Annotated in this window: 20 protein-coding genes; 7 read left to right on the forward strand and 13 right to left on the reverse strand. The window is 43.9% G+C overall.

Annotated elements, in window-relative coordinates; translation table 11 throughout:
- Positions 1-722: 722 nt before the first annotated feature.
- Both ABID99_RS18200 and ABID99_RS18205 read left to right on the forward strand, forming a co-directional pair.
- Positions 723-1,301 carry a TetR/AcrR family transcriptional regulator gene (locus ABID99_RS18200; RefSeq protein ID WP_176628695.1) on the forward strand — a complete coding sequence of 193 codons (579 nt, stop codon included), beginning with the start codon at positions 723-725 and terminating at the stop codon, positions 1,299-1,301.
- Between the two features lie 52 nt (positions 1,302-1,353).
- Positions 1,354-2,130, forward strand: a complete 777-nt coding sequence (locus tag ABID99_RS18205; RefSeq protein ID WP_373614682.1) for an SDR family oxidoreductase — start codon at positions 1,354-1,356, stop codon at positions 2,128-2,130.
- A gap of 800 nt (positions 2,131-2,930) precedes the next feature.
- Here ABID99_RS18205 and gap read toward each other — a convergent pair.
- Positions 2,931-3,908, reverse strand: coding sequence for a type I glyceraldehyde-3-phosphate dehydrogenase (gene gap / locus ABID99_RS18210; protein ID WP_373614683.1), 978 nt, complete (start codon positions 3,906-3,908; stop codon positions 2,931-2,933).
- A 13-nt stretch (positions 3,909-3,921) separates the two neighbouring features.
- Complete coding sequence (locus ABID99_RS18215; RefSeq protein WP_373614684.1) at positions 3,922-4,950, reverse strand: GlxA family transcriptional regulator; 1,029 nt, start codon at positions 4,948-4,950, stop codon at positions 3,922-3,924.
- 156 nt (positions 4,951-5,106) lie between these two features.
- On the opposite strand from ABID99_RS18215, the gene ABID99_RS18220 reads away from it, so the two are divergent.
- Genes ABID99_RS18220 through ABID99_RS18230 form a run of 3 tightly spaced genes read left to right on the forward strand, consistent with a single transcriptional unit; the run spans position 5,107 to position 6,115 of the window.
- A complete protein-coding gene (locus tag ABID99_RS18220) occupies positions 5,107-5,307 on the forward strand; it encodes a hypothetical protein (RefSeq protein WP_373614685.1) in 201 nt (66 codons plus the stop codon).
- A gap of 36 nt (positions 5,308-5,343) precedes the next feature.
- On the forward strand, positions 5,344-5,520 hold the full coding sequence (locus tag ABID99_RS18225) for a hypothetical protein (RefSeq protein ID WP_373614686.1): 177 nt from the start codon (positions 5,344-5,346) through the stop codon (positions 5,518-5,520).
- Positions 5,504-6,115, forward strand: coding sequence for a hypothetical protein (locus tag ABID99_RS18230; protein ID WP_373614687.1), 612 nt, complete (start codon positions 5,504-5,506; stop codon positions 6,113-6,115). Before ABID99_RS18225 ends, ABID99_RS18230 begins: the two co-directional genes overlap by 17 nt.
- Before the next feature lie 501 nt (positions 6,116-6,616).
- Here ABID99_RS18230 and ABID99_RS18235 read toward each other — a convergent pair.
- The 3 genes from ABID99_RS18235 to ABID99_RS18245 all read right to left on the reverse strand — a co-directional run bounded on the left by ABID99_RS18235 (position 6,617) and on the right by ABID99_RS18245 (position 9,927).
- Positions 6,617-8,290 (reverse strand): protein-disulfide reductase DsbD family protein, encoded by a 1,674-nt coding sequence (locus ABID99_RS18235; protein WP_373614688.1) that lies wholly within the window; start codon positions 8,288-8,290, stop codon positions 6,617-6,619.
- 150 nt (positions 8,291-8,440) lie between these two features.
- Entirely contained in the window at positions 8,441-8,890 is a 450-nt protein-coding gene (locus tag ABID99_RS18240; protein ID WP_373614689.1) for a protein-disulfide reductase DsbD domain-containing protein, read from the reverse strand.
- A gap of 14 nt (positions 8,891-8,904) precedes the next feature.
- Positions 8,905-9,927 (reverse strand): PLP-dependent cysteine synthase family protein, encoded by a 1,023-nt coding sequence (locus ABID99_RS18245; RefSeq protein WP_373614690.1) that lies wholly within the window; start codon positions 9,925-9,927, stop codon positions 8,905-8,907.
- 215 nt (positions 9,928-10,142) lie between these two features.
- Here ABID99_RS18245 and ABID99_RS18250 point away from each other — a divergent pair, with 215 nt between their 5' ends.
- Complete coding sequence (locus tag ABID99_RS18250; RefSeq protein ID WP_373614691.1) at positions 10,143-10,604, forward strand: Lrp/AsnC family transcriptional regulator; 462 nt, start codon at positions 10,143-10,145, stop codon at positions 10,602-10,604.
- 105 nt (positions 10,605-10,709) lie between these two features.
- Here the strand turns inward: ABID99_RS18250 and ABID99_RS18255 are convergent, their stop codons facing one another.
- From ABID99_RS18255 to ABID99_RS18290, 8 genes are all read right to left on the reverse strand, one after another.
- A complete protein-coding gene (locus tag ABID99_RS18255; protein WP_373614692.1) occupies positions 10,710-13,661 on the reverse strand; it encodes a M16 family metallopeptidase in 2,952 nt (983 codons plus the stop codon).
- A 342-nt stretch (positions 13,662-14,003) separates the two neighbouring features.
- The gene (locus ABID99_RS18260; RefSeq protein ID WP_373614693.1) at positions 14,004-15,506 is read right to left on the reverse strand and encodes a redoxin domain-containing protein; all 1,503 of its coding nucleotides are present in this window, start codon (positions 15,504-15,506) and stop codon (positions 14,004-14,006) included.
- Positions 15,507-15,509: 3 nt separating this feature from the next.
- Entirely contained in the window at positions 15,510-16,640 is a 1,131-nt protein-coding gene (locus tag ABID99_RS18265; RefSeq protein ID WP_373614694.1) for a redoxin domain-containing protein, read from the reverse strand.
- Positions 16,641-16,662: 22 nt separating this feature from the next.
- Entirely contained in the window at positions 16,663-18,012 is a 1,350-nt protein-coding gene (locus ABID99_RS18270; protein WP_373614695.1) for a RagB/SusD family nutrient uptake outer membrane protein, read from the reverse strand.
- A gap of 68 nt (positions 18,013-18,080) precedes the next feature.
- On the reverse strand, positions 18,081-21,359 hold the full coding sequence (locus ABID99_RS18275) for a SusC/RagA family TonB-linked outer membrane protein (RefSeq protein WP_373614696.1): 3,279 nt from the start codon (positions 21,357-21,359) through the stop codon (positions 18,081-18,083).
- Between the two features lie 195 nt (positions 21,360-21,554).
- Positions 21,555-22,652 (reverse strand): FecR family protein, encoded by a 1,098-nt coding sequence (locus ABID99_RS18280; RefSeq protein WP_373614698.1) that lies wholly within the window; start codon positions 22,650-22,652, stop codon positions 21,555-21,557.
- Positions 22,653-22,756: 104 nt separating this feature from the next.
- Positions 22,757-23,386, reverse strand: a complete 630-nt coding sequence (locus ABID99_RS18285; RefSeq protein WP_373614699.1) for an RNA polymerase sigma factor — start codon at positions 23,384-23,386, stop codon at positions 22,757-22,759.
- Between the two features lie 330 nt (positions 23,387-23,716).
- Entirely contained in the window at positions 23,717-23,911 is a 195-nt protein-coding gene (locus ABID99_RS18290; protein WP_373614700.1) for a hypothetical protein, read from the reverse strand.
- A 304-nt stretch (positions 23,912-24,215) separates the two neighbouring features.
- On the opposite strand from ABID99_RS18290, the gene ABID99_RS18295 reads away from it, so the two are divergent.
- Positions 24,216-24,446 carry a helix-turn-helix domain-containing protein gene (locus tag ABID99_RS18295; RefSeq protein ID WP_373614701.1) on the forward strand — a complete coding sequence of 77 codons (231 nt, stop codon included), beginning with the start codon at positions 24,216-24,218 and terminating at the stop codon, positions 24,444-24,446.
- Positions 24,447-24,633 lie beyond the last annotated feature (187 nt).

Below are 24,633 nucleotides of genomic sequence, written 5' to 3' on the forward strand. Positions count from 1 at the left end.
GTGTAGCCTAAAGCCTCCGCCTGTTGTGCATTCGCCACGCTATAATTAAAACTGTCTGCAATGGTGTGTCCCTGGATGACCGTTGCCAGGTCGAGCACTGAATAGTTGATCGTTGCCAGGTCGCAAAGTTAACAGGCCGCAGGCCGGCTTCTGTCAAATCAGTCCCATTTTAACGCCAATTACTTAAATGCGACCTGAACTCCGGCGGAGGCTGCCGTGTTTTATTTTTTGAACAGTTTGCTGAAGGATTGGGAATGCCCAAAACCCGGGCTGCAGGCAATTCACTGACGGATAGTTCGGTCATAGAAAGCTTTCCCTTGGCTTTTTCGACCAGTTTCGAACAGCTCAATAATATCTTCTGCTTTGCTGACATCGCTTTGTGTGGTGTGCACTGCCGGTAACTTTTACCGGGTGTCCTCCAGTTTTTGAGCATTCCTGCCGGTGATGATGACGGTATTACCCATTGCTACGAGCCGGGAGGCGAACTACAAACCGAAGCCGCTGGTACTGCCGATGATCATGACTGTGTTATGTTGGGGCTTCCATGTTTGCTGTTTTTGATGACAGCAAAGTTGGGGCTTCCATGTTGCACACCTGTAAACAAAGTCGCCAGATTGTAGCCAAAAGCGCGAAAGCCGTGTGAGGGCGTCATAATCGTTTACGGAGCATTTATGACGCAAATCTGAAACAATTGTTTCAGATTTACCTATCTTTGCATCGTCATGGCCAGGAACGTAGAATTTGACGAATCGCTCGCTATCCGGAAAGCAATGGAAGTTTTCTGGAAGAAAGGTTATCACGCGACCTCGCTTCGTGACCTGACGGATGCCATGCACATCAACAGCAGCAGCCTGTACAATACGATAGGTGACAAACAGGAACTGTTCGTACGTTGTGTGCAGCACTATACGGACATCCGAAAACAGGATTGGGACAAACGTTTGGCAAGCAAAAGGTCGCCATTAGCCGTTCTTGTCGACTACATTCATGAAGCGGTGAACGTGATCATCAATGGCGAAGACAGTTGTATGGCCGTTAAAAGCGCATTCGAGGTGGCTACCAATGATCAGCGCGTCAAACAGATACTGGCTGCCGACGATCAGCGCTCTTACCAGTTCTTACATAACCTGATCAAAAAAGCCATGGACCATGGCGAGATCCGCAATGATGAAGACCCGGCTTTGCTCGCAGATTATTTTAACAGCACCTGGACCGGCTGGTATGAATCCTTCATCCTGCATCGCGACCCGGTCAAGATCAAGCGTATGGCGGAATATTTCATTAAACAATTAACTAAATAATTTTTTTTAACGAATTCTGAAACAAATGTTTCAGAATATCAAAGTACACGACATGGAAACAAAAGATCTAAAAGGAAAAAAGGCGTTGGTAACCGGTGGCACCAAAGGTATTGGTAAAGCGATCGCCGATGAATTAGCGACTGCGGGTGCACAGGTGATCGTAAGCGCCAGGACGAAACCGGAAGTGAAATCCCATCATTTCATCGCGGCAGATCTGACAGATGCCGACCAGGTAGCCGGGCTTTCGAAGGAGATTGCGGATACATTCGGCGGGATTGATATCCTGATCAATAACGTAGGCGGCCTGACCACGCCGGGCGGTGGCCACGGTACCTTAAGCGATGCCCATTGGCAACAGGAATTGGACCTGAACCTGATCTCCGCTATCAGGCTTGACAGGATCTTACTGCCGCAAATGATCAGACAGCAAAGCGGGGTGGTCATCCATATCTCTTCTGTCGCCGGTAAACAGGCGATTTGGAACCTGAATATGGCTTATGCGGTAGCTAAAGCTGCACTGAACAGTTACAGCAAAGCCCTGGCTACAGAACTGGCCGATAAAGGTATACGCGTACTGACCGTTTCACCCGGAGCTACCAGAACAGAACCAATGGTCAGGTTTTTGAATGATTACGCAGCTTCAGCAGGTATCACCCCAGGGGAAGGGATGAAACAACTGATGGCACAAACCGGCGGCATCCCGATGGGGCGCATGGCTGAGCCGGAAGAAGTCGCTCAATTAATCCACTTTTTGGTATCACCGTCGGCGACTTATCTTACCGGCAGCAATTATGCGATTGACGGCGGCTCATTACCGGTTGTCGGCTAAACGCAAAAGCGAAGTTGTAAATGGAAAGCCTTTAACGGTTGGTTAAAGGCTTTTGCTATTTTTGATTAAAGCATGAAAAGTACCGGTAAGTCAACTTTAACCGGAGATATTAGAAAGTTGTGGAATTCATACTGGTACGATGGGGTATTACCCGGCGAGTCATGGGCAGGATAATGCAGCCTGAACCGACGGATCGCGGACGTCCTACCGGCAACAGTGACTGTGCGTTAAGGCTACCGCCGGTTTATATGCGTTTTTTACCAAATGGTAACAATTTGAAGTTTGAAGAATGATCTAAGCCGCTAAGAAAGCGTTTTTTTTGTCGATGTATGCTTATGACGTAAAGCAAAAATCAGAAGCAGCAAAAGGTTCACGAAATTTTATGGGTCAACGCTATTTGACCAGCACGAATGGGGCTGTCATAGCAGGAAAAATGATGAGTACAGGCCGACACCCAGATAAACAATATTAAGGCCTTGCAAGACTGGAAACACTTGAATATTACCCAAAGCTACGTTCAGCCTGCCCGCCAGATTATTTCCGCTATGACGGTATTGCCGCACTGAAACAGCCGTACCACCCCCTGACTGTCTTTTTGCAGGAACTAAAAGCCGCGACAAGACGCCGCTTTTAGTTCCTGCAGATTTCGATTGGCCAGGTTACGCGTGAGCGTGTTCGGCTATTCAATCTGCACGGCGTCAGGATGGCAAAAGCGCTCCCGTTCATCGGATGATCAGCAGTTTTCCAGTGTCACTGGGTCGTCCCTGACTACGGATAACAAACATCTGCCATAACAGAAATCATATCAGGGAAACCAATTCTGCAATCCGGTTGGATATGCCCACCTCATTATCATACCAGGCGACAACCTTAACCAGTTTGCCCATGGCTTTTGTCATTCCGCCGTCCACGATCGACGAATGGGTGTTGCCTAAGATATCAGCGGAAACAAAAGGCTCTTCGGTATATTCCATGATACCTTTAAGCGAGGTATCGGCGTAACGTTTTAAAACGTCGTTTACCTCAGCCGCTGTCACTTCCCTATTCAGGTTGATGGATAGATCAACGATCGAACCGTCGATCACCGGTACGCGATAGGAATAGCCATCCATCTTCCCCTTCAAACTCGGCAATACATTCCCGATGGCCTTTGCCGCCCCGGTCGTGGTCGGGATGATGGAATAAGCCGCTGCCCGCGCACGGCGCAGGTCTTTATGCGGCGCATCCTGCAGGTTCTGATCAGCTGTGAAAGCATGAACAGTAACCATATAACCCGATTCGATACCAAATTCATTATCCAGCGCCAGTAGTACAGGCGCGATACTGCCGGTGGTACACGACGCGGTAGAATAGATCTGGTCGCCACCGATTAGTTCATTATTTACGCCGTGCACGATGGTCTTCACGCCACCGGTAGCCGGTGCCGTGATCAAGACCTTCCTGGCTCCTGCATCAATATGCGCCTGCGCCGCCGCTTTGTCCGTGAACCGGCCCGTTGATTCGATCACCGCATCAATACCCAATTCGCCCCAGGGCAATTTCGTGGGGTCCTTTTCCTTAAACATCCTGATATTTTTACCATTAGCTTTTAAAGTATCGCCTTCCGTGGCCACCTCCGCGGGGAAGCGGCCATGTGCGGTATCATATTTTAAGAGATGCGCAAGCGTTGCCACATCCGTCAGGTCATTGATGGCCACAACTTCTACTTCAGGGTGAGATTGCAGCGCGCGTAAAGTCATCCGGCCTATGCGACCGAAACCATTGATAGCTATTTTCATGTTATATTATTTTTTATGAAATGAGTAATTCTGCGATACCCGCATCTTTCAGGGCCGTCCGAAAAGTCCGCCGGTAATCAGAAGGCGTCACATTAAGGTGCCGCAAAAAGGTACGCCGCATCCCTACCAGGTTAACCAAGCCGCAACGTTCAGCTATTCGCTCTAAAGGCATATCCGTATTTTCTAATAATTTACGGGCCGCTTCCACCCTTTGCTTTTCAATAAATTTCGCAGGTGGAATACCCGTATGTTTATGAAATACACGGGTAAAGTTCCGCGTGCTCATGTTAAACTGATTCGCCATACCGGCCACATCCAACGGCTCATGCAAACGATCCTTTAACCAGTGCTGTACCTTCGCACCGATATTCTCGGCTTCATATGCAGGAAGCAGGGTGCCAAATTGCGACTGAAACCCCGGCCGGCTCAGGTAAAAGACCAGCTTACGGGCTACCCGGATGGCAACTTCGCGCCCATAATCTTCTTCCACCATGGCCAAAGACAGATCAATACCGGAGGAAACACCGGCGGAAGTATAAATATTGCCATCCTTAACGAAGAATTGATCGCCTGCTACCCGTATTCTTGGATAATCTTTTTGAAGGTGCATGGTCCGTTCCCAATGGGTAGTCGCTTTTTTACCATCCAGCAAGCCTGCCTGTGCCAACGCAAACGCCCCGCCACAAACCGAAGCGATACGCCTGATTTTACAAGTATCTATTTCGCCCAGCCACCGGTGGAACCCGGCAAAGCGATTTATACCGTCCGCACTACGGTCATTCCCTGCAATGATCAGCGTGTCGATGGGTTGAACGATCTCCAAAGCGTAATACGGACAATGAATTTCGACGCCGGTGCTGCCTGTCAATTTACGATCGGGGACAGGCGCCGCGATCATCACGTCATAACCCGCCGGTAGACCGGCTGCCGTTAAACAACTGTTCGCATGGGTAAACACATCTGACGGTCCTGCAAAGTTTAGCAACATATTGCCGGACATCACCACGATAACGATCCGCTTTTGCTCAGCCTTTGTTTCCATACCTCAAAGTTAGGCAGGAAACAACCTGTCTCAAAGGACATAAATTAATCAATTTGAGCCATATCAACCCGCCTTTTTAACAAAGTATATTGCGCCTTTTTAACAAAACGCCGCACCGGCGATCAACCGAACTTTGGTTTATCAAATAAGTAAAATATGAACACTGATTCAAACACTGAAAAATTAGTGCTGGTAACCGGCGGCGCCGGCTTCATCGCCGTGCATTGTATCCTGCAACTCTTAAACGCGGGCTACGGGGTCAGAGCGGCCCTGCGTGAACTCAAGCGGGAAGAAATCGTGCGTACCATGCTGCGCGAAGGCGGTGTGGAAGTTGGTGAACGGTTATCCTTTATCTAAGCTGACCTATCCGGCGATGTCAACTGGGATGAAGCGGTGAGAGACTGTACTTACGTCCTTCATATCGCTTCACCCACGCCCAAGTTAAACTTTAAGCATGAGGATGAAATGATCATCCCAGCGCGGGAAGGCGCACTGCGGGTATTGCGAGCCTCCAGGGATGCGGGCGTATCGCGTGTTGTATTAACCTCAGCCATTGGAGCGGTCGTATGACGAACCCTTTTGGACGAATACTACCAGTGCGCCCGCATACCAAAAATCCAAAACGCTGGCCGAAAAAGCGGCCTGGGAATTTATAACGCAGAAAGGCGGCCAGCTAGAACTTTCCGTTGTAAACCCCGCAGCGGTAATGGGCCCGGTACTGGGACCGGAATATTCGCATTCCATTTACCTGGTCAAAAACCTGCTGAGCGGCAAGATGCCCGGCTGTCCGAAGATCAATGCCTGTTTTGTAGATGTGCGTGATGTGGCCGATCTGCACCTGCGGGCCATGATCGACCCTAAAGCCAAAGGCCAGCGCTTTATCGCAACCGGCGGCGAAAGTATCTGGCTGGTAGAGGTAGCGCGCATATTAAAAGAAAACCTGGGTGCGTCCGCCGGTAAAGTAAAGGTGAAGCAATTGCCGAACCTTGCCTTGCGCATTGCGGCGTTAAAAGACCCCATGGTCAAAAGCATGATCCCTTTGCTGGGTATCCCGATGGACCTGACCAGTGCCAGGCCTATTCACCAACTGGGCTGGTCGCCGCGCTCGCCCAAAGCAGCCATCCTGGCGGCAGCGGAAAGTTTAATACGGGTGAATTTATTGTAACTTGCCACATGGAGATCGCAGAAATATTTGTGTCCTGCAAAAAGGAGGCCCATTACAGCCGGGAGCTGATTTCACTAGTTTTTCCTCTTCAAAGACGTGCCTTAAGTAGCGCCCCCGGTCATTCAGCCGTTGCTCAGTAACAACCTCGTTATCAATATTTGTATAATATGATGTTAGTGCTCATAATTAATATGTAAAGTCTAAATAAGGTTCCGGGTCATAAAGTCGAGCACACCATATTGTTATCAGGTATTGATAAATAAAAAAGACTATCCTTGGACAGTAATATATACCGGATGAAGTTCCTGTCTAACATCCTGATGATATTCAATTTACCAAAGTGAAGTGTAACTATGTTATTGCACATAACGACATCCGCTTCTGGGATGTCGTTAATTTATAAACTATTAACTGAATAAAGAACGACTGAAGCTTTCTTTAGTAAACCGTCAAACCCATCTTTCTTTTTTGGCGGTTTAGTGATATAATTGTATCAACCTGTTATTCAACATACGCCTTTAAACCACTGTCCAGGTATTTCAGATAGCTGAGGGGGTCATACTCTGCTCCCTGCGGCGCGACCAAGGGTTCTTGGGTATCCGGATCAAGCAACACATAAAATGGCTGCGAATTGGATACAAATTTTGAAATTTGCAGATAGCTCCATTTATTGCCGACAGTTTGGATTTTTCTGCCTTCATGCGTAGTGGTCTGTTCTCTTTCAGCCAGATCTGTCTTATCGTCGACATATAATTGTATCAGCACATAGTCTTGGGTAATTCGTTGATAGACCTGTTTATCCGACCAAACATCAGCCTCCATTTTCCGACAGTTTACACAGGCATGGCCGGTAAAGTCTATCATTACTGGTTTATGTACTTTTTTTGCATAGGCAAGACCTTCATCATAATCGAAATAGGGATTAAAGCCCTTTGGCTTATCAAACAGGTCGGCATATTTATGCGGTTTCATATCGGCTGCGCCATTGCTATTGATTTGATTGTTAGGAGCCATAGCCTGAGCAGATAAGTCAAAATCCTGGGTGGCCTGCGGCGGAAGAAAAGCACTGATTGATTTGAGTGGAGCACCCCACAAACCGGGCACCATATACATGCTGAACGCCAGCACTACAACAGCTAAAAAAAGCCTGGGAACCGAAATAAACTTCAGATCGCTGTCATGACTAAACTTTAACTTGCCCAACAAATAGCAGCCCATAAGTGCAAAAATCACGATCCATAGCACCAGGAATATTTCGCGGTCAAACCAGTGCCAGTGATAAGCCAGATCTACATTGCTCAGAAATTTGAGGGATAGTGCCAATTCCAGAAATCCCAATGTTACTTTCACACTGTTAAGCCACCCGCCCGATTTGGGAAGCGATCGAAGCCAGCTGGGAAACATCGCAAATAATACAAACGGAATAGCAAGTGCAAGTGCAAAACCCAGCATACCAATAGCAGGCCCCAGCAATGCCCCTGTTGTGGCGGCCTGAACCAGTAAGGTACCAATAATGGGTCCGGTACAGCTAAAAGATACAAGCGCCAAGGTGGCCGCCATAAAAAATAGCCCTGCCAAACCGCCTTTGTCCGAGTTCTGATCCATCTTATTTACCCAGCCCGAAGGCAGGGTAATTTCAAAAGCACCCAGAAAAGATGCGGCGAACGCCACGATCAACAGGAAGAAGCCAAAGTTAAAGATGCCATTGGTTGATAAACTATTTAAGGCGTCGGCGCCAAAAATGACGGTTACCAGGAGTCCCATCACCACATATATGGCTATTATGCTGATTCCGTAAATGGCAGCCTTACCTACCGCGTTATCCTTTTTTTCACCTGATTTGGTAAAATAGCTAACCGTTAAAGGCAGCATGGGGAAAATGCAGGGCATTAACAAGGCTGCAAATCCACCGGCTAAACCGGCTAAAAATATAGTCCATAAGGTTTGTTTACTCTGCTCCCTGGTAGTTGCAGCTAATGTTTTGCCGCTTTTTTTGTCCACTGCTTTTTCCCGGCTGCCGTCTTTTTTTGTTGTCCCGGTGGTTTTTGCAGCCGGGGATGAATTAATAGGGGTAAATTCTATGCCCGAGGCAGAAGAAGTGTCCTGTGCTTTTACCGCGTCTTGGGTAGACAAGATCCCGGTTGTTAGTAAAATAAATAATATGATCCGCTTCATTAAACTTCTTTTTTAATCCCCGTATTGGTTATAATTCCTGTAAGCAAGGTCGGCATGCCATTCTTGTATTTGATCAGATTTGAAAAAGCCAGGCAAAGGCGTAGCCTGGGTATCCCCAAAATCTGCATTTATGCCATGAATTTTACAGGTTTATTTTACCGGTATGCTAAATTCGATATTATCCGGCGGTAAGCATTTCTGATCGTTACAGGTCATGTATTCCAACTTACCGGTAACCATTACCTGTTTCGCCTTTAGCTTGATCTTTTGCTGAAAAATTACAGTGTTTTCAAAAAAGCTAACTTCCATCCCAAAAGCCTTTTCCATCCGGGTTACAGGCTGCGGTTCGGTGGTTTTACCTGCTAAGGCAAAAGTACTCGACGGATTAAAATCTATAGTGGTTTTTACCGGCCCGCCATCTTTAACAAATTGGGAGTATACATGCCAGCCGGCATCAATAGTTGCTTTGATGAATACAACCGCCTCGGTTGCACTGGTTTTCTTAGCGGCATAGCTCCACTTTACCGGTTGCAAAATTTGCGCTTTGATTTGCAGTGCGAACAGGATCAGTACGGTTAATATGGTGGTAATTCTCTGCATTTTGTTTTTATTAATTATTGAATAATAGGTTCGTTTAAGCGGGGAATAGGTTGGTAACCTGTAAAATCGGTATCTGTTGACAGATATCCCTGTTCAACTGGCTCATCTTTTATCAGATCGGTACTTAAGTATTTTTTGTTGCTATCGCATAGCAGTGTAACTACTATTGCATGTTCCCCATATTGTTCTCTTAATTTAATGGCACCAATAACATTAGCACCTGACGATATGCCTACTGCCAGTCCAAGTTGCTTGGATAGCTTTTGCGCCATAATGATAGCATCGCCATCCCTTGCCTGCACTACGTCATCCAGGGCATCCAACCGTACAATTGCAGGTATAAACTCATCTGAAATCCCTTGTATCCGATGGCTCCCAACCTTGTGGCCCGTTGTTAACGTGGGCGACTCCGCGGGCTCAAGCGGGTGAATTTTAATTTCAGGGTTCATCATTTTCAGATATTTACCGCTTCCCATAACCGTACCGCCTGTGCCTACACCGGCTACAAATGCATCGGGCTTAAGGCCCATGCTGACAAGCTGCTCCCATATTTCGGGCCCGGTAGTCATTTCGTGTGCTTCAGCGTTATCCTTATTTTCAAACTGCCTGGGTAAAAAAACATCACCCTTAACAGCTAATTCTTCACTTAATTTGATACTGCCTAAAAAGCCACCCTGTTCTTTACTGATCAATAATACCCCGGCTCCCATACTTTTGATAATATCAATCCGCTCTTTACTTAGCCAATCGGGCATAATTATTTTTACATTGTGCCCCAGTGTCCTTCCAATTGCTGCAAACGCAATACCCGTGTTGCCGCTGGTAGCCTCTATAATGGTATCGCCAGGTGCTATATTCCCATTTTTATAAGCCTTGTATAAAATATACAGCGCCATCCTGTCCTTTACACTGCCCGTAAGGTTATAATGTTCGCATTTCACATAAATTTCTCCAGGCTTCCCTTTATAGGTATACTGTAATTTTAACATCGGCGTATTGCCCACCAGATACCATAAGTCCTGAAACTTCTTTTCCATATTTATTGTTAGATCCGATACTGCTACCCCGTCTCTCATACTTAAATTTTTAATGCTTAAATTTCAGCATATCCTATAATAGTAACAATCATTTAAAAAAAAACCGTAAATTTTATGGTGAATTGCATTCATAGTTTGTTTATTTTCGGCTTTTACAATTATTAGTTCCTATCCTTGTATGTTTTTTCAGCAGCCCAGCTTTTAAACTTTTATAAATGAATGATTTAGACCTAACTGACCTTGAAATTTTAAAGCTTTTACAGCAAAATGCTTCATTAACCAACAAGGAAATATCTTACAAGCTTCATAAATCAATTGCCACTATTCATGAAAGAATCAGGCGGTTGAAAGACCAGGGTTACATTAAGCGCATTGTAGCTATTCTTGACAGCAAAAAGATCAACAGAAACCTGATTGCTTTTAGCCACGTACTTTTAAATGACCATACCGCCAATACGCTAAATAACTTTGAAGCAGAAGTTGCCAAGTTCCCCGAAGTGATGGAATGTTTCCAGATGACCGGGACCTTTGATTTTATCCTGCGGATAGCCACGAGTGACATGGAGGCTTATCATCATTTTTACCGGAACAAATTGGCAACCCTACCCAATATCACCACCGTGCAAAGCTTCTTTGTTTTGTCTGAAACCAAGAGCGATACAGCCTATCCGTTATAATTTTTCTGTTTAATAAAACAGGCAACACTTGTAAGGATGTTGCCTGTTTTATGGGTTCACTTATCCGGAAGTTTATGGTGATTTATATGACCGGCTTGTGTTATATCAATAGCCAAAAATCTCCTCTAATGTTAGTTTTTTAACCTCTCCGTACTGTTTTAATATTTCCGGAGTGATCTTCTTTTCCGACCCCAGAACACAGTAGCTATAAGGCTTGTTTTTCAGGTTATCGTCGTGAAATTTTTGAATATCGGCAAAATTAATCTTGTCAGCCGTTTCATATACCTGTTTCCGGTAATCATAATCTAATCCCAGTTTTTGTGCAGCCAGGTAATTGTAAATAATACCGTCCTGGGTAATGCGCTCTGTCGCAATATCCTGCTTAATACCTTGCCGGGCATTTTGTAACAGCGTGTTATTTTCAGGCATATCGTTTAACAGCTCATTCATACCACGTATGGCATCGTTCATTTTATCGGCCTGTGTGCCTACATAAGCTACCGCTGAATACCTGCCGTCCTTTTTATCTGGCGATAAGTATTGCGCAAAGGTTGAATAAGCCAGTGCTTTTGACTCTCTGATCGTTTGAAATACAATAGAGCCCATGCCTGCACCAAAGTAGGTATTAAACACATTGATGGTAGTGGTATTATCCGGGCTATAGTTGCCTGTGTTACGCACCCAGTATACTTCTGATTGGACCATGTCATAATCAGCAAACAATACCTGGTTACTGCTCTGGCTGGTTTTGTCAAATACCCTGGCAACCGGGATTGTTACAAACTGGGCCGGTATGGCATGCAGTTTACCCAGTGTAGCTGCTAACGATGTGATTGCCGCCGGACCATAATAAAGCACCGTGTGTTTATAACTCATGAAGTTGTGCAGCATGGTAGTGAGCTGCTCTGCCGTTACGCTATTCAATTCCGCTTTACTTAATTGATAATTATAAGGGTTATTGGGACCATACATGGCGTATTGTATCAGCCCGCGCATGATAGTTGTCTTATTAAGCTTGTTATTCTCTCTCGCCTTTTCGATACGTGCCTTAAAAGCGGTGAAGGCACCTTCGTCCGCTTTACAATTAACTACGAGATTTTCAAATAACGATACCGCTTTATCAAAGTTTTCCTGCAAACCGGTAATGGTTACTGTGGTTACATCAGTACCTACTGCTATATTGTAGTTGCAGGCAATGTTATAAAATGCTTTAATGATTGCCGCTGCCGATGCCTTATCCGTACCTAAAAACTGAAGGTATTGTGCGGCAAGGGGCAGCGTTTTATTATTCCAGCTGCCCATATCAAAACGGTAAGACAGTGTAAAGAGTGAGTTGTCCTTATTCTGTACATACAGCACATCGGCTATACCTGCTTTACTTTTTTGTATATCCTTTTGATAATCTAACCACTGCGGCTGTACCGGTGTTGCCGGCATGGCAGCAATAGCTTTTAAAAATGGCGACTGCGCTTCTTTATTGATAAAGATTGGTGTAATTACCGGCTTTTCGACCTTCACAATGCTTTTATCTTCACCGGTGCGCTTATAAACCAATATATAATTGTTGCCCAGGTATTGATTCGCGAAATCAACCACCTGCTGCTTGTTGACTTTGGCCATTTCATCAAGCAGCCCTACATCGTTTTGCCAGTCATTGCCTTTATGCTTGATAAAAGCATCCATCAGGTTATTGGCACGGTTATCATTTTTTTCGAGGTCTTTGATATCTGAAAGACGGGCGTTGTTTACGATGGCTTTCACCAGCGTAGCATCAAAATCTCCTTTTTTAATTTGTTCAATCTGAGCCTGCAAAAGCGCTTTAACCTCATCAAGGCTTTGACCTTTTTTGGCTCTGCCATTTAATACCAGCATGGCATAATCCTTAAAGCTTTGACCATAAGCTCCCGCGCCTTGTACTTTCTGTTGTTGATTCAGGTTCAGATCAAGCAAACCTGCTTTGCCATTGCTCAGCAACTGACTTACTACTTCCAGCATTACCTGCGCGTGGCTATCCTGTACGCCGGGCATACGGTAGGCCATATTTATGCTTTCTGCATCGGGCCCTACTACTTCTTTAATTACCGGAGCTTTGATTGGTAGTTCAGGAGCTGGTGTATATTCATGCAAAGGCTTGGGCTGCATATAGGCAAAATCAGCATCAATTTTTTTGATCACGTAAGCGGGATCAAAATCCCCTGACATGATGATGGCCATATTGTTAGGCACATACCAGGTATTGTAAAAATTGCGAATGGCAGTTAATGAAGGGTTTTTCAAATGCTCTATAGTGCCAATAGTGGTTTGCTGACCGTAATTATTAGTTGGGAAAAGGCCGTCTAACATAGCCGCATACACCTTACGCGGATCACTATCCAATCCGCGGTTTTTTTCTTCGTATACCGCTTCCAGCTCGGTATGGAACAAACGGAATACCGGGTATCGGAAACGTTCGGCCTGCACTGCCAGATATTTATCTATTGATGAAGCAGGAACATCCTCCTGGTAAACGGTTTCCTCAACAAAAGTGTGGGCATTTGTACCTTGTGCACCCATACCGGCCATTAACTTTTCATATTCATTGGCTATGGCATAGTGCGAAGCCAGACCCGATACACTGTCAATCTGATGATAAATTGTTTTGCGAGATGCACCATCGGTAGTATGGTTATATTGGTCATACAGTTGCTCGATCTGTTCCATGTAGGGTTTCTCCTTAGCCCAATCCAGCGAGCCGTATTGATCAGTTCCCTTAAAAAGTAAGTGTTCCAGGTAATGTGCAAGCCCGGTATGCTCTTTAGGGTCATTGTTACTTCCTGCACGCACGCCAATCAGGGTTTGTATGCGCGGCTCCTTTTTGTTAACGCTCAGGATAACTGTTAAGCCATTTTTGAGCTTGTAAAACCTGGCATGCATGGGGTCTCCGGTTACGTAACGATACGTGTAACCGGCTTCAGTAGCCTGTTTCCATTCGTGTTTTACCTGGGCATTTACCCCAGATATACCTGCAATGATAAACCCTATAAATCCCAACAGAAATTTTCCTTTGTTGTAGTTCATTTTTGTATGTCTGGTATTTTTATGTCCTTCCCTAACGCTGATAGCGGTTATCTTAATAGTTCTCAGGGCTTGATTTCAAAAGATTAAACGGGTACGGAAACCTTTAAACATTCCTGCACCGTTATATAGTTCAGTAAAAATCACTATTACTACTTATTATAACAATGATTACCCTGAAAACTGGAAATTTTATTGAATAATCATTTTATACTGTACTTTTTCTGCTTTAGCGGTTCTATTTAATTAGTTACCCTTCTTTTTTCCACTTCAGCCGGGCTACATAAGATTCACCTGCTTCGAGTAGCTTACTGCAATACATTTCAGGAATTAATATATTATCCGCTATGAATTACCTTTGGCCATATCAATCATCATGGACAATTCATCAACCGCGGCTTCGTTACTGCCATCAAATCCGGTTAGTTTAAAGCGGATATTACCATTGGCGTCAATCACAAACTTTGCAGGAATACCAAATACCTTATAGCTACTGACCACCTTATTTTCCTTGGTTTCGGGATCTTTTAAATCCATCAGTACCTGAAAGCTATATTTTTTACCCGCTATATAGTCACCGGCATCTTTTGTTGCGGTAGCCGTTTTTTCCCAGGTATGGATGAACAGGAATTTAACGTTAGGATCGTCTTTGTATTTATTTACCGCCATTTGCATGGCCGGGAACGAAGCCTTGCAGGGGCCGCACCAGGTCGCCCAGAAATCAAGAATAACGACTTTACCTTTTAAACCGGCCAGCGAAACTTTATTGCCATCCAGGTCAGTTAGCGTAAAGTCTGCGGCTTGCTCTTTAACCATCGCTCTGGTTAGCTTCTTTTTCAAATCCGCTATCACACCTTTACGTATAGCAGCAGCGTATTCATTAAAACCTGCATCACTGCCTTTTAACTTAATGTACAGCTTTTTAAAATCGTCAGACATTTCAGGTGTCGCTTTTCCGGCTTTAACTACTTCGTCCAGTTTGTCAAAAGCCTCCTGGTTCCGGTTTAGCGCCATGAGTACCTGCGCATACCTGTAGCTAAGCCGTGGATTTAATTCGGTAGCGCTTTTGTAAGCTAATTCAGCATATTTTAAGGCTTCGTTGTATTTCTTTTCCTCCAATAAGATAGTGGCATAGGTGCTGGTCAGGCCTGCATATCCCGAAGCTGCAAACTTAGCAGCATTGCTATCCCCTTTTTTACCATCGGTATATTCGCCGGCGCTCTCCATAGCTTTTTTCGCATAGATCTCTGCATGGGCTAAATCCCCTGTCTTGTGGAATGCCTCAGATAATCCACTATAGGCGTTACCTTTCCAAAAATCAGTCTCCAGTGAATTCGCATATTCAACGGCCTTTGCCGTATTTTTCTCTTCGGCATAGGTTGTAGCAATAAGGGCCCTTACGTAGTCATAGATTAGCCTTTCATCAATCTCACCTGTAATAAAATTTTGCGGCGGGAACTTTTTCAACCAATTTTTATAGGCAGCTTCCATATTGGCTGCGCCTTTTTCCTTGTAAATAGCCTCTTGGCCCCTGTGCCTTGCTTCTTCACCTTCCGGAAATTTCTGCAGTTCCATCTGCCTTACAGAATCAGCCATTTTGGTATTCTTTAAGCGGTAGTAATATTGGGCAGCCAGGATCATGTCTCTTTCCCTGCTACTTGCAACCAGCTTATTTAATTGGGTATTCAATAGCACCTTGTCACCCTCATCCGTTGAGGACAGCAACTTATCCAGGTACCTTTTCGTGCTGTCCGCGGGAGCTTTTGTTTGCGCTGCCGCATTCATAAATATACCGGCCACGAATGCAAGAGCAGCGATACCGGTCATTAATTTCTTTTTGATCATCATTTCTTAGTTGTTAAAAATTGATTTTAATTTATTACCCAGTTCCTCTTCCCGGATATTCTTCGCGACAACCCTGCCATCCTTATCTAACAAAAAGTTGGCAGGCACGACTTTCACACCAAATTCCACTGCTGCGGCATTGTTCCATCCTTTCAGGTCAGATACATGTGTCCAGGGTAAACCATCGGTTTGTATGGCTTTTAACCAGGCAGCTTTATCTTTATCCAAAGAAACCCCTACGATCTCCAGTCCTTGAGCATGATATTTATTGTAATTCGCTAATACATTAGGATTTTCCCTGCGGCAGGGGCCACACCAGCTGGCCCAAAAATCAACCAATACGTATTTCCCTTTAAATGAGGAGAGCTTTACCGGTTTTCCGTTTACATCGTTCATCACAAAATCGGGTTTTGCCCCGATCCCGGATCGTTTTTCAATTTCAAAACTTTGGTCTATCTGCCTGCCGTAATATGATTTTTTAACACTGTCTTTTAACAAGGCAAATAATTTGGCTGCTTTATCAAACTGAAAATAGGAGATAAAATGCGTATTAATCACGTAAGCGCAAATAACCGATGCCGGGTGTTCTTTGAAAAACTCCTGGTGCATCTGAAAATCCAGATCTTCTAATTTTGAATATTCGCCTTTGAGAAACGCTTTGGCTGCCGAATCGGGTTTATTTCGATACGCCTTGTTAACTGAATCAGACAGGTGATAATATTTGCCGGCATATTGTGTTACCGGCCTCCAGGCTTTTAAATAGGCGTTCCATGTATCCTGGGTCGGAGAGCCTTTTATATCTGCTTTAAAAAGCGAGTCTTTATTGGCATGAACTGTCATATTCGTATTCTCAACAAATAGCAATATTTGCTGCCGGTCATTACCAGACAACTTCATCCGGTATTCCAACGGCTCAGGTGTGGAGCCCCTGAATACAAAATCACCGTCCCTGATCGTTGCCGAATCGGTGACTTCATTTTTTAAATACTGATGAATAAGGTAAACTTTACCTGAAATAACGCCATCAATATGTCCTTTAATTATAAACCCATCGCCATTCTTAAATGCCGAAAAAGTGTATAGCACGGCTGCCAGCACAACGCCGGTAGCCGTAAAACCCAAGTTTTTGAATTTCATATTTAATTAGATAATGGAACTGTTAATAGCCCGGATTTTGTGTAAGTGTACTATTCTGCTGTCTTTGTCCGTCCGGAACCGGGAATAATACAGAGCGGGTAACATTCCAGGTAGCCGGCTTCAGGGCACTTAACACTGCGTTCGCCTGACCTGTTCTCAACAGATCCAACCAACGGTGGCCATACTCCCCAAATAGCTCAACCTTTCTTTCCTGGGCGATTGCAGTAAGTAATGTAGTTGAAGTCGAAGTTACAGATCCCGGCAGATTGGCCAAACCTGCTCTGCCCCGAATAATGTTAACATCCGCCGCAGCGCCGCTTAGGTTTCCTTGCTGTGCCCTTGCTTCAGCCCGGATGAGGTATTGTTCTGCCAGGCGCAGCACAACGTTAAATTCATTGCCGGCACCAGCGGTTGCAGCAGTATAAATTTTGTATTTATTGATGCGATAGAATTTGGAACCACTTACCGTTGAATCCACCCAATTGGTTTTGCGGTTATCCCCTGCCTCAAAACTATTGGCAATAGTACTGGTGAGGACATAAATGGGCGGAGCTATAGTTGCGGCCGATGTAGATGTGCGATAGGATTGCGCAAATGATGAATAACCATAATAGGTAGCGAACTGCAAAATTGTTTCAGTGCTGGTATTAATAAATACAGAAGCCGTTGGCGCAAGGCTGTAGGTTCCGGAACCGATTACCTGCGTTGCCATTGCTTCGGCATTGACATAATCTTTACGGTATAAATATACCCGGGCCAGTAATGCCGTAGCCGATAGCTGGTTTACCCGCGCCCTAAGCGTTCCTACATAAGTTGCAGGCAATAGACCCTGCGCATCTTTCAGGTCACTGATGATAGAGGCCCAAACCTGGTCGGCGGATGACCTTGGCAGGTATGAATTAGTTAACGGATCATTACCTGTTAAAGGCACGCCGCCGTAAAAGTTAACCAGGTAAAAATTCACGAATGCCCTGAAAAACTTGGCTTCGCCTAATAACTGCGACTTTACGGCGGGAGTCAATGTAGTAGAATTTGTAATACCTGCAATGGCATTGTTAACCCCAAGCAGCTCGGCATAAGCATTTGACCAAAAAGTAGCATTTGTAGTACTGCCAATTGACAGGGCATTATTTTCGATCTCCGTAATTTCAGGAGTGGTTGTTAAGGTATAATGAAGCTCATCAGCGCTTACGCCACCATAAAAGGCGATGCCCTGTTGCCATGGGACCATAGAACCATAGATGCCATAATTATACAATGCAATTACGGCCGCGGTAGCCGTAGCATCTGTCTGATAGGCGGTAGAGGCATTTATTTTATTTTGAGGAGCATCCAGTTCCACAAATTTCTTACAGGAAGAGGATAGGATCATTGCCGGAAAAGCTAGACCGGTCAATAACCATATTGATATATTATATTTTAATTTCATGTTGTTCCGAATTATTGAAATGAACAGTTGAGACCAATAACCATTGTGCGTAGCTGGGGCATCGCTATATACTGCCCCGTTCCCAATCCAGGGGCGGCGCCTGAAACGGCCGTTTCAGGGTCATAGGTATATTTTTGCTTAGCCCAGGTAACGAGGTTTTCTCCCCTTGCAAACACAGTCAGGCCGGATAAACTGATGGAACGAACCCATGATTTTGGTAGCGCATAACTCAAACTCACCGTTTTTAGCTTAAGAAATGAAGCATCACCCCAATTGGCATCTGATGAATTATAGTTATAATATGGAGTGGTGCCTATAGTTGTTGCTCCCGGATAAACTGAGTTGTCGCCCGGTGCTGTCCAGCGCTGCAGCGCGCTTGCATTTTGGTTGGTTAAACCGGTACCGTAGGGATACGAAGAGGTGTTGTTAACATAGCCCATGCGGTGATTAAACAAAAAGGACACATCCAATTGTATGTTTTTATAAGTGAAGCTATTTGTCATACCTCCATAATAGGGGTGTCCTAATGGTGCAGGCTTACGGTCGCCGGCATATGTTATTGCCCCGTCGCCATTCAGGTCCTGATAGGTGGGCACTCCGGTTGCAGGGTCAATACCTGTAAAATGATACACTAAAACGGCATTAACAGGCTGTCCCACGATATAGCTTGAGCTATTAAAAAGCTGGCCGGGGTTTTCAATCGATAAGATCTTATTACGCTGAATAGTTAAATTGAATGCGGTTACCCACTTAAAGTTTTTATGCCGGATATTTGTAGTGCTTAATTCAAATTCGAAGCCCTTGTTTTGAACAACTGCAGGAAAATTTGTGGTATAGCTATTGAAACCGGCCTGTGTTGGCAAGGCTACGGAAATCAACTGATCAGATGAGCGGTTACGGAAGTAATCTGCCTTCAAATAAACCCGGTCTTTAAAAAATCCAAGCTCGATAGCAACATCCAACTTTTTATTGGTTTCCCAATGTAAATTGGCATTGGGAACAGAGGCTGGATAAATAATAGATTGCCCCTGATAACTGTTGGCAGAACCTGTTGTGTTAAAATAAGCATCGTATAAGTAATTTTGAATCTGATCATTACCGGTTAAACCATAGCTGCTGCGTAATTTACCAAAGCTTATCCATGAAAGGTTCTTCATAAAAGATTCCTGCGAAAAAATCCAGGCGGCTCCCAAGGCCCAAAAATTCCCGAAGCGATGGTTCGCTCCAAACCTTGATGAGCCATCCCGGCGGAAAGTGCCATCTAAAAGGTATTTGCCATCCCAGTTATAATTTAACCGGGCAAATACGGCGGCGTATTTATAATCGGAGTTGTTGCTGCCGTAATTAATGATCGATGCCGCATTGTTTAAATTGCCGATCAGGGCATCACTGCTGAATCCTGTTCCCAATAAATTTAACCCGTCCGTAAGCGTACGCTGAAACGTTGTACCTGCTAATGCCTGTAAATCTCCTTTTAGTATTTTCTTCCGGTATTCAACCTGCGGCTCCACAATGTAGTTGGAATAAGTGTTGTTGGCATATTGCAACCTATTGTTGGGTGCGGATAAAACAACGTTGGCCGGGTTCAGGGAAGTCAGCGGCGTCTCCAGGGTTTGTTTAAGACCGGTTGCCGAGTATCCTAAATTTGCCTTTACGCTTAAACCTGGCAGTAAATGATAGTAAACATTCATATTACTAATCAGGTTGGTTGTGGTATTGGCCGTTGGCCGTAACAAATAGGCTAATGGGTTGGTTACTGAATTACTCCAATACAGGGATCCGTCTGCATTACGAGTAGGCAAATTGGGTGGCAAACTGTATAAGGTAGAAAGATCAGTCCCGATCAGATTATTTTGCATATAACCGTAGTTCACGTTAAGGTTAATGCCAAAATTGCCATCTGCACTCTTATGCCCTGCGTTTAAACGGTTTGAAAACGTATTAGCCCCAAGACTCCCGGGAAAAACAGTTCCTTCGTGACGATAATTTGAGCTGAATAAAAAAGTGTTCTGTGCGCTGCCGCCTGAAACAGCTATGTCCGCGTTGGTGGTATGGGCCGTACCGCCTATGAACTGTTTTTGCCAGTTAGTATTTGCATTTTGATCCCAAACCAGTAAATCGGGTGCATTAGTTGCAGTTGGGGTTACACCCGAAGCCACGAATGCGGCTTTGCGCATCGCCAGGTAATCGGTTGTATTCAGCATATCAATAAAATGACCTACCTTACCAACACCCTGGTAAAAGTTTACACTATATTTTGTTTTGCCGCCTGTACCCTTTTTGGTGGTTATTAACACAACGCCGTTAGCACCTTTCGACCCATAAATAGCTGTGGCATCAGCATCTTTTAAAACATCGATCCGCTCAATATCATCAGGGTTAATCATCCCCAAAGGACTGATCTCCCCGCCATTAGCACCGCTAACGCCATAGGCATTGAGCCCGTCTGACGCGGGTGCACTACCATTGAACAGTGTGAATGGAATACCATCAACTATATAAAGAGGCAGGGTGCCGCTTGATAATGAACCAACCCCCCTTATCTGCACCCGGAAGCCGCTACCGGGCAAGCCATTGTTTTGGGAGATCTGTACGCCCGGAAGTTTACCCTGCATGGCGGCAAGAGGGTTAGCAACCGGTTGATTTTCGATGTCTTTAGCAGTAATGGAACTGACGGCGCCGGTATTGTTTCTTTTGGTTGTAATACCATAGCCTATGACCTGAACCTCATTTAAACCATTTTGAGCAGGTTTTAGCCTGATCTTAACTGATCGTTGCCCTGAAAGTGCTACTTCCTGGGTAACAAAACCGATGTAGCTAATCACTAAAATATCGTTTGCGGATGCCACTGTGATGTTGAAATGCCCGTTGTAATCAGTGGCGGAACTTACCATTCTGTTGCCTTTGATACTGATGGTAACACCCGGCAGCGGCTGATCGCTATCGTCAACAACGATGCCACTGATTAAAATAGCCGAAGCTTCGGAATCTTTTTTTGTGAGTACGATCAGGTTATTATCAAGTACTTTGTAAGTAAAACCGGTGTGTTGTAACATATTATTTAATATATCAGCTACGGTTACATCCGTAACCGAGAGGCTGATCCGGGTATCAGATTTAAACAGGTTGTTATTATAAACGAACTTATAAGGCGTATTTTTTTCAATACTCTTTATAATTTTACTAATCTCAGCGTCCTTTACATTCAGTGACATACGCACCTCCTGGGAGTATACCGTGGCCGAAACGGACAGGCAACTGATGAGAATTAGCATAAAAGTTAATTTCATAACAATCAAAATTTTACCAATAGGGGTTGCAGGAAAAACGGCACTATTAATTGTGCTTTTTTGCATAATTTTACATGATTTAAAAGTTTAACAATTGAAGCAGGCGACAACGCCAATTGATTAACCTGTCTTCAGTGAGGATTTTAATTCGCGGGGGAATACATTCGTATTTCCCTTTTTTACGATCAGAGAATTTTAGTAAATACTAATTACATTATCCTCCTTTCTGTAATTAAAGTTCCCGGATAATTTAAGAGCTTCTAACACTTGTGCAATGTCTTCATGGTCAAATGTGGCCGTGTAATGGTATTCCTTCACAGCGGGATTGATGATATTGATTTTAACGCCGTACCACCTTTCCATCTGAACTGCTATTTCATCAAAGGACTGATCATAAAATGTGAGTTTATTTTGAGTCCAATTGGTTTCAACTACAGAATTGTCGTCTGTGTTTTTCGTAACTTTACGAACAGTGAAGAGACCTTCAGCAGTTTCCTCTCCCTGATTTACATTCAAATCCTTATTGTTAAGCAAAACCAGTTTATGGTTCGGGTTTAGCAGGATTTTGCTTTTCATTTTGTTATTCAGGATAATTTCAACGGCACCCTTTATGAGAGAGGTTTCTGTTGTTTTGTCCATAGCATAAGCCTTTACGTTGAATATTGTCCCAATGTCTTTGATGCTGATCTTAGCTGTATGAACGGTGAACGGTTTTTGAGCATTATGCACGATGTCAAAGTAGCCTTCGCCCTCCAGTGTTACATCGCGACGGCTGATATTATAATTATCCGCAACGGTTAGCTTACTGCCGCCATTCAATATGATCTTTGTTCCGTCGCTGAGAGTAATCGTTTTCTTTTTTCCTAAAGGGCTCGAAAAACTGAGTGCTCTATCAGCTACAGATTGTTTACTATTTTTGAGATTGAATAAGTAAATAGCTGATACGATCAGAAAACATGCTGCAATACCAGTTAAAGTCATCACCAGTTTCCTGTTTGACCGCTTAAGCGGAACTATCTTTTGCTGCAATGGCAGATGCGAATCCGAGTTAGAATGTCGTGGCCCAAAGGCCTTCTGAAAAAATTCATAGTCTGCACGGAAGTCCTTATCCGTAATGTTTCCGTTAAGAATATAATAAAGCGTTTTAGCGCTGTGAATAGTGTTTGCTTTTTCAGGATGTTCTTTTAGCCATTGGGTCCAAAAGGCAATAGCTTGTTCATTATTTCCCAAACAATACTCCTGAAACGAAATATCGGATAAGAAATCTTCAATACCAAACTTCGAATAGTTCATTTTGCTTAAAATTTCCCTATTGATGCTTGGCACCCCAATTTTTACTACGAAAATTGAAATAATTTTTAATTATTTAACAAAATAGACGCCTTATTCAAAATAAATTAGAAAATATTAGCCTCGATTGAAAATATTAACAAACTTATAATGGATGAGAGGTAAAAAGAATTTTTTTTACCATCTTTTTCCAGGTCGTCTTTCAGAATTTTCAAGGCATCGTACACAATATTATAAGCCGTACGCTTGGATATCTTACATCTTATGGCTATTTCGTCATAATCAAGGTTATCAAAAAACTTCAACTGCAATAATTCCTTTTGGCGTCCAGTAAGTCTGTTTAAGCTTTTAGTTAGTTTATCCTTGATTATTAGATCGGTTTGAATTTTAGAGATGTGCTCTTCGTAGGACAATTCCTGGTGATCCGTTAGAGAGTGAGCGTGACGTTCCTTAACTTCTCTCAATTTATCAGACCTGATGCGTTGTAACATAATAGTTCGCAAACAGGTTAATAAATAACTTCTTACATTTTCGACTTCTGGTAGTTTAGCACGTTTTTCCCAAAGGCCGAGCAACATTTCCACGATGCAATCATTTGCATAATGCCTGTCCCCGCTAAATTTAATTCCGTAATTAATCAGTCCCAGGTAATGTTGCTTATATAGATTATGCAAAGCCGCTTCGCTCCCGCTCTTAAATTCAAGCCAGGTTGTCTTATGTAAGTTAGGGGCCTCCATTTCCCAAATATAAACTTATTGTAAAAAAATCGCCCCTTATCTTGTCTAAATATCTGTTAACGTTAAATTATCAGGAGCTGATGGGTATACTGGCTTTTGGCAGCGATTTCGGTTTAAAATATCGGGATGTTCATCCATCATTTCAGGTACCGTTCATCTTGCGTAATGAATAAAGCTCTTCAGTTCTTGATTGCAGCTAGTTGAAAAAATAATTCGGCAATTAAACGCCCGAATAATCAGGTTTTCTATTAATACCCCCTCGATATCTTTTATACCTGGACATAGTCTGCCTCCATCTTAGCTGGCATCAGACTTTCGTCCATAGGGTCTTTATGGGTATTCTTTGAACGGGTCGGCAGCGATCCCCGGATCTGTATTGCCCATATTGGCCTTTTTGCTACGCTCCTGCAGTTGTGGCAGCGTGGCGGGTTTACGGATCATATCGAGGTTTATAGTTACGAGGTGATGGAGGCGGCCCGGATTTCTTCTCGGGCTACTTATCATCGCTGTATCCGGGACCTGCATGACTTTGGTTATTTACAATATTTCCCATCTTTCAACAAGAAGAGGCGCAGTAAAATCATTCTTGTTCCCCGGGATCTACCTGTTTGCAAGCGATAAAAAGTAATTGCAGGAAATTAAAAAAAATCATAATGCCCGTATGTACAACATGACGAGAACCATTGCATATAAAATTATAAATATCGCAAAGAATTCAGGTAGTATGAATTATCGTAAGCGTATCCTGTGTCTGCTCGACCTCGGAATATTTATCAATACCATCATTCAAAAGAAATCCATTCAACAACATTACCATATCGTATAGACCATGAGTGTAGAGATTATTACCAAAGAAGATCTGCAGCATTTCAGGCTGCAATTACTTAATGATATCTATGATTTGTTGAACACAAAAAAAGATATCCCAAAAGAATGGCTCAAAGGTGCTGAAGTCAGGCAACTGTTGAAAGTATCACAGGGCACTTTGCAAAATCTCCGGACAGGGGGCAGATTATCTTACTCCAAGATTGGGGGAACTTATTATTATCGCCATTGTTAAAGCGGATTCGCTGAGAATCACCCTTATCAAAGGTCTGTCGGAACAACTGGACGGGGATTTCACAGTTGAATCCAGGAAAGCCCTGACGATTGCTGTCCGGCTCGCGAAGTAACATACTGATATACAATTCATTATGGCCATCTTGTTTAATTTTACTGAAGACCTAAATATTGGGCAAATACTTTCC

This window comes from Mucilaginibacter sp. OAE612 (genome assembly GCF_041806395.1).
Taxonomy (GTDB): Bacteria; Bacteroidota; Bacteroidia; order Sphingobacteriales; family Sphingobacteriaceae; genus Mucilaginibacter; species Mucilaginibacter rubeus.